General features: G+C 40.7%; 1 pseudogene. It reads left to right on the top strand.

Going from position 1 to position 1,043, the window contains the following annotated elements:
* A pseudogene (locus tag P5674_RS25160) lies at positions 1 to 845 on the top strand (recombinase); the annotation flags it as partial.
* Between the last annotated feature and the right edge of the window lie 198 nt (positions 846 to 1,043).

The raw sequence follows: 1,043 nt of genomic DNA on the forward strand, positions 1-1,043 counted from the left end.
TAAAAGCCATAGCTGAGAAATCACCTAACAAAGAACACTTGCTTAAACAGCTTGAACCTATTAACGCCAAACAAACGCAATTCATAAAGAAACAACGGATAGGCATCGATGCCTTTAAAGATTGGTGGTTTAAAACCAAACAAGAAGCTTACGATATCAGAAACTCACGACATCAATCATGCCGGCATAGTTGGTTATGGGTGACGGGTATGGCAGTAATGTATGGGTTAAGGCCTACCGAGATAGCTGCGGCCGTTAATCTAACTAAGCCATTTGTAACGGATGATGGTATCACTATCAAAGCACTGTCAGACCCCGATAATCAAGACAATTACTTGGTATTAGGAGATTACACTTACTTTACTGACTCAGAAGGTCGGAAAGTGAGTATCAAAACAGGGGGAAGGATTGTAGCTCCAATTCCCAGCCCTGAAATGTTTGAGTTCCTGGAATTGAAAAGACCCTTATTGCCAGAATATAGCCCGAAAAAAGGCAGTAAACCCAGAACCATAATCGGAGGGTTTGACAAAAAGTTTACCCACACAATTTTCTCTATGAAATGCCCGGTAACCCAGAAATATGCTTTTCGTAGGCTGTACAACCTGTTAGGTGAAAAGTATGGATTACCTATCGAGTTACGAGCTAGACTTATGGGACATAGCACAATCGTTAATGAAGGTAAATACAAGACAGAAGGCATTGACGCTACCTTAGAAGTTCTCAAAGGGGTTTCTAAGTTACCTATACCGTTGAACGTAGCCATAGAACGGTTAACAGCGTTAGGGGTTGATATTGATAGCTCTGAAGCTAAATTATTTCTTGGAGTTATCTATCAGATAGATTAATCTAATCGTCAACCTTTCATAAATTAATGCCCCTAGATTAAACCCCTAGGGGTTATTTTATGGCTACAGATTGATGGATCCTGTTATGGTTTTGAGTAACACCTAAGTAACGGTAGAATAGGGGTTGTAGGCTATGTAGACGCTCTGTATCCGTCAGAACGCATAACTATAAACCCTTATCCTGATAGCGATAGCGGG

It is taken from the genome of Limnospira sp. PMC 289.06, assembly GCF_032350395.1.
In the GTDB taxonomy this organism is placed as follows: Bacteria; Cyanobacteriota; Cyanobacteriia; order Cyanobacteriales; family Microcoleaceae; genus Limnospira; species Limnospira platensis.